This window comes from Methanobrevibacter sp., assembly GCF_045577275.1.
Taxonomy (GTDB): domain Archaea; phylum Methanobacteriota; class Methanobacteria; order Methanobacteriales; family Methanobacteriaceae; genus Methanobrevibacter.
Window position 1 is genome coordinate 1 of record NZ_JAZNIB010000042.1, and the last position, 5,562, is coordinate 5,562.

The following is a 5,562-nucleotide window of genomic DNA, read 5'->3' on the forward strand; positions in this document are numbered from 1 at the left end:
TGGAATCAAAGGAAAACTTAGAACAAAGGTCAGAAAAGCTGTCGAATTGATTAATGAAATAGACGGCATAAAAGTGGCAGTGGATGCTCCTTCAGGTTTGGATCCATTAACTGGAGAGATATCAGACATTGCTGTTGAAGCTGATTATACTGTAAGTTTTCATAAAATCAAGACTGGTGTCAAATTAGCCGGTGAGGAAAAGACAGGTGGAGTAATCACCTGTGATATTGGAATTCCAATTGAAGCAGAATTATTTGTTGAAGGCGGAGATTTATTAAGATTAAAGAATAGAAAAAATGATTCCCATAAAGGAAATAATGGTAAAGTCTTGATTGTAGGAGGAAGCAAGGATTATTATGGTGCTCCTGCAATTTCAGCTAAGGCAGCTATTGCAACAGGAGTTGACTTAACATACATTTACACTCCAAAGAATGCTGCTTTAGCAATCAAGTCATTTTCTGAAGACTTTATTGTCCAAGAAGCAAAAGGAGATTACTTGTCACTTGAAGATTTGGATGATATTTTGGAACTTGCATCCAAGGTTGATGCTGTCCTATTAGGTCCTGGTTCAAGTCAAATGGAAGAGACAGGCAAATTATTCAATGTACTTGCAATGAAAATTGACAAGCCATTGGTATTGGATGCAGATGCATTGAAATTGGTTGATTTAAGTCTTGTTTCCAAAAAAGAGGATTTGATAATCACACCGCATTTGTCTGAATTCAAGTCATTCTTTAAGAACGCTTCAAAAGAGGATTTGGATAATTTGGAGAAATTTGCTAAATTGGATGATAAGGAGAATTTGGACTTTAGAAAGGTTAACGATAAGATTGATTCCATTCATAAGATCACCAAAAGCATTAATGGTTCCGTTATCCTCAAAGGAAAATATGATTTCATATTCAATGGTAATAGATTGAAGATCAATAGAACAGGAAATCCTGGAATGACTGTTGGTGGAACAGGAGATGCATTGGCAGGAATTTGCTTAAGCTTACTTTCTCAAGGATTAAACAGTTTTGATGCAGCATTGCTTGCTCCATACCTCAATGGGAAAGCAGGAGATTTGGCTTATGAAGCTCAAGGATATGGATTCGGTGCACAGGATTTGACTCAGTATTTAGGTGCAGTTATGAGTGGTCTGATTGAATAATCAATAATTTTTTATTTATATTAATTTTGTTTTTTGAATGATTAGATTGAAAAATTATTAATCTTTTTATTCATTTTAATTTTATTTTTTTCGAGTGATTTAATTGACTGATTTAGTGAAAGCTATTTTTAGAAATAGGGCAAATAGATTCATTGCAGAAGTTGAAATAAATGGGGAGATAGTGAAAGCCCACTTGCCAAATACAGGCAGATGCAAAGAGCTATTGATTGATGGTACAACCGTTTATCTTAAGCCAAGCGATAATCCAAATAGGAAAACAAAGTATTCCTTGTATTTAATTGAGAATAATGGTGCACTTGTTGCCATGTATTCACAAGAAGCCAGCAAGATTGTCATTGATGCTATTTTGAATAAAAAAGTTAAGGAATTGTCTGGCTATGATATTGTGGAATCTGAAAAGACAATTGGCAATTCAAGAATTGACATTTATTTGGCTAATCTAGACAGCAATAATAATCCAATTGATGAAACATATGTTGAAGTGAAATCAGTAACCTTAATCAAGGATGGAATTGCTCAGTTTCCTGATGCCCCTACTGAAAGAGGCAGAAAACATTTGGAAGAACTAATTTTATTAAAAAAAGAGGGGATCCGTTCAGTTGTATTTTTCCTAATCGAACATCCGAATGGAAACAGCTTCAGACCTAATTGGGAAAATGATCCTGAATTTTCCCGTACTTTGAATAAGGCATACGATGAAGGTGTAGAAATTCTCGTCTATAAAACAGGAAACACCTTGGAAAAAATCGAATTGGTTGGAAATTCACTTGAATTTAGTTTAGAAAACTAATCCTAATTATAAATATCTCAATAAAATACTTAATTAATATAAGTATTCTTTTTTTTTAAAAAAACAGGGTATTTAGCTTAAATTTTAAAAATAATGAAAAATAGATTTAAAAAAGGCGAGAATAATATGCAAAGGTTTAATTTTTAAAAAAAACATATGTAAAGGGGGTGATATGTAATTGAGTACATATTATTCTCGGATTATTATTTATTTTTTTTTATTTATAAACTTTTTGCATATTTGTTGTTTTGAATTCTTTTGTAAATTGGAAAATTTATAGCTTATGCATTATTTTGCTAATTTATTAAATTATTTTTAAGTATTTGAAAAAATAGATTATTTTTGTTTATAGAAAAAACTGTTACTTTGGTAAATTAAGTTTTAAAAAAATTAAAAAAAAGAAATAAAATAGATAAAATAAATTATCTATTTAATTTTTGATAGTTAGCAGCTTGGAGACCGTGGTACTTGATCATACCTTCGATTTCTCTTTGATCGGTTTCTTTATCTTCAAAGGTGATTTGTTCAATGCTGTGTAAGCTGAAAGGTGATTTTCTGCTTAATGGTTGAATGGAACCTTTGAATAATTTCATTACAACTTCACCGCTAACTCTTCTTTGCATATGGTCGAAAGCTTGGTCGAGGTCTTCTCTTAAAGGCTCTTGCCATAATGCTTCGTAAACTAAGTCAGCATATAATGTGCTCATATAATCTGCAAATCTTAATTCATTTACAGTCAATACCAATTGCTCTAAAGCCTTGTGAGCAGCAATCAATAATTTAGCACCTGGAACTTCATAGGTTTCCCTACTTTTAAGACCAATCATTCTGTTTTCGATGATGTCAACTCTACCTACACCGTTTTCACCAGCAATTTCATTTGCCTTGTTGATAAGGTCTACAAGTCCCATCATTTCTCCGTTGATAGCTACAGGAACTCCTTCTTCAAATTCAATGCTTACTTTTGTAGGAGTGTCTTTAGCATCTTCAGCAGATTTGGTCCATTCATAGATTTCTTCAGGAGGTTCATTTGCAGGGTCTTCAAGCACGTCCCCTTCGATAGCTCTTCCCCAAAGGTTTTCATCAATACTGTAGATTTTATCATAGGCTAAGTTGAGGCCATGCTCTTTTGCATAAGCCACTTCTTCAGTTCTTGTCAAGTTCATTTCTCTGATTGGAGCAATGATTTTAAAGTCAGACATGGATCTGATGATAGCCTCGAATCTGAATTGGTCATTTCCTTTTCCGGTACATCCATGTGCAATTGCAGTTGCACCTTCTTTTTCTGCAATTTCAATGATTTTCATTGCAATTAAAGGTCTTGCAAGTGCAGTGCTTAATGGGTATCCTTCATATTCTGCATTTGCCTTGATTCCTCTTGCAATGTATTCATTTGCAAATTCATCTTTAGCATCTATGATGTAATGTTTTCCAGTGTTGATTTTATCTGCAGAATTTTGGGATTTTTCCAATTCTTCAGGGGGTTGACCAACATCAACACATGCAGTAATTACTTCATAATTATATTCCTCTTCCAATAATTTAACACATACAGTGGTGTCTAATCCTCCACTGAATGCAAGAACGACTTTTTCCATAATAATCACTTATATTATTCAATAATTGTTAATTTTTATAAAAAGTTTAGTTAAAAATCTTTTGTTAATTAATATAACATTATATTTTTTGTCTTTTATAATATATAATTTTAAGTTTAAATAAAATAAAGAATAAATAAATTACTGTAAACTTTTATAGCGTTTAGTACAAGTTTTTCTAAGTTAAAAACTTTAAATTCTATTTTTTTAAAAGGTGATTTGATGGATGATTTAAATAAAAACAATTTGGAAGTGGAGATTATTTCTAAGGAAAGCGGAGGCTTTATCTCTGCAAACAGAAATATTTTCAACAACATTGATTTATCAGACAATTCCAAATTCATTTTAAATCAAGCCATAAAGGGAACTCCTATGATTAAGATTGGTGATGCCTATCCTAATCTGATGCTTGTTGCAGGAGTTCATGGAAATGAATTGGCGCCTCAGATTGCCGCTTTAAAGTTAATTGATAAGGTCTTTGATTTGGACTTGAATGGAACCCTTTACATTATCCCATTCGCTTCCCCAAAAAGCACTATGGACAATTCAAGATACTTTGATGGAATTGACTTAAACAGATCCACACATTTGCCTAATTCAATTACAAACACTATCTTAAAGAAGGCAAAGGAATTGAATGTTTCAGCCATTGGGGATTTTCATTCATCTGCACCTAATTCAAATCCTGGTAAGGAAGGAGTATTCTGCACTCAAAAACCATGTGATGCAAGCTTTTTCATTGCAGATTATATTTCCAAAAAGGTAGGTTCTGAAAAGATAATCTATCCTGTAGCAGGGATTCCATTTAAGGGAGCTTTGGAGGATGAGTCTAATTTGGCACAGATTCCTTCAGTAACCTGTGAAGTCTTGTCAGCCATCGGATATGCAAATGAAAAGATATGCGAAAGGTCTTATTTGCAGATGATTGCATTTTTAGAGTATTTTGGCATAATCGATTAAAAAAATAAATCTCATTACTTCTCAAATGCTCTCATTTACTTTATATCTACTTAAAATCAAATATCTATTTGAACATGCTTGTTTGGAGTGTTTTTATAATAAGTGTGTTAATTTAAATAGGATGTGTTAGTATTTCCTCTTATAAAGGCCATACGATATTTGCATTTATTCTTTCTCTATTAATGTTTTATGATCCTTTGGCTATTGCATTAGCAGTAATCTCAGCAAATATTCCAGACTTTGACCATGACTTCAAAAGGAATCATGTACTTAGCATGATTGCTCTTGGAGCTGTGATGTCATTGTTCTTATATTTCCTGGGACTTCCTTACTACTTAGGGTTGGTAATTATTTTTTTAGGAGGCATTTTTTTGCTTTCTAGCCATAGGGGATTTACTCATTCTATTTTAGGAGTATTCATATTGACTCTTTTCATTTCATTATTCCTGTTTTTTGGGATAGGATTGTCCTCATATGATTTGGATTTCACCAATCCAATAAATTTGATGATTCTATTGATGGTGATCATTTCCTTAGGACTTTTGTTTCTCAATAAAAGATTATATCCAATATTTTTGATAGCTATTGCTGTATTGCTCATTTCCATCAATATTGGATTCATTTCCCCTTTAAAAATCAATCTTACATTGCTTGTATTTTCAATCTTTTTAGGCTTGTGCAGCCATATAATTTTGGATTCATTTACACCATCAGGAGTGAAGGCATTCAGCCCATTTTCAGATAGGGAATATCATAAGAAATTTGGAATGGTTTTATTCATAATCTTAATCCTCATGTTCGTTTTATTGTTTCCAAACAAAATCATATTTTTCATTGATTTTTTAAGTTCTTTCCACTAATTTTTATTATTTTTAACAAATTTTTTATTACTATTTTTTCCATATTGAAATTTTTGATTAATTTTCCATGAAAAATATAAAAAGATTTATAATAAATAATCATGATAAATAATAGTGTTTATAACAATATTATAAAAATGAAATTTTTTTATAATTATATATAATTTATATGGTGTTCTT

At 31.6% G+C, this 5,562-nt stretch carries 5 protein-coding genes; 4 read left to right on the forward strand and 1 reads right to left on the reverse strand.

From position 1 onward, the window contains the following. Together ACKI67_RS01410 and sfsA are read left to right on the forward strand one after the other, a co-directional pair. Positions 1–1,153, forward strand: a 1,153-nt coding sequence (locus ACKI67_RS01410; protein ID WP_407461609.1) for an NAD(P)H-hydrate dehydratase, incomplete at its 5' end; no start/stop codon positions are given. A gap of 103 nt (positions 1,154–1,256) precedes the next feature. After that, positions 1,257–1,964, forward strand: a complete 708-nt coding sequence (sfsA, locus tag ACKI67_RS01415; protein ID WP_407461610.1) for a DNA/RNA nuclease SfsA — start codon at positions 1,257–1,259, stop codon at positions 1,962–1,964. 422 nt (positions 1,965–2,386) lie between these two features. Here sfsA and ACKI67_RS01420 read toward each other — a convergent pair whose 3' ends face one another. Further along, positions 2,387–3,562, reverse strand: coding sequence for an argininosuccinate synthase (locus ACKI67_RS01420; protein ID WP_407461611.1), 1,176 nt, complete (start codon positions 3,560–3,562; stop codon positions 2,387–2,389). A gap of 222 nt (positions 3,563–3,784) precedes the next feature. On the opposite strand from ACKI67_RS01420, the gene ACKI67_RS01425 reads away from it, so the two are divergent. Further along, on the forward strand, positions 3,785–4,522 hold the full coding sequence (locus ACKI67_RS01425) for a succinylglutamate desuccinylase/aspartoacylase family protein (protein ID WP_407461612.1): 738 nt from the start codon (positions 3,785–3,787) through the stop codon (positions 4,520–4,522). Positions 4,523–4,677: 155 nt separating this feature from the next. Beyond that, on the forward strand, positions 4,678–5,382 hold the full coding sequence (locus ACKI67_RS01430; protein WP_407461613.1) for a metal-dependent hydrolase: 705 nt from the start codon (positions 4,678–4,680) through the stop codon (positions 5,380–5,382). The last annotated feature ends 180 nt before the right edge of the window (positions 5,383–5,562 follow it).

What these genes read in the sequence shown, in the direction of transcription:
- ACKI67_RS01420 (WP_407461611.1), bottom strand. Translation starts at nt 3,562, where the DNA reads ATGGAAAAAGTCGTTCTTGCATTCAGTGGAGGATTAGACACCACTGTA.
- ACKI67_RS01425 (WP_407461612.1), top strand. Translation starts at nt 3,785, where the DNA reads ATGGATGATTTAAATAAAAACAATTTGGAAGTGGAGATTATTTCTAAG.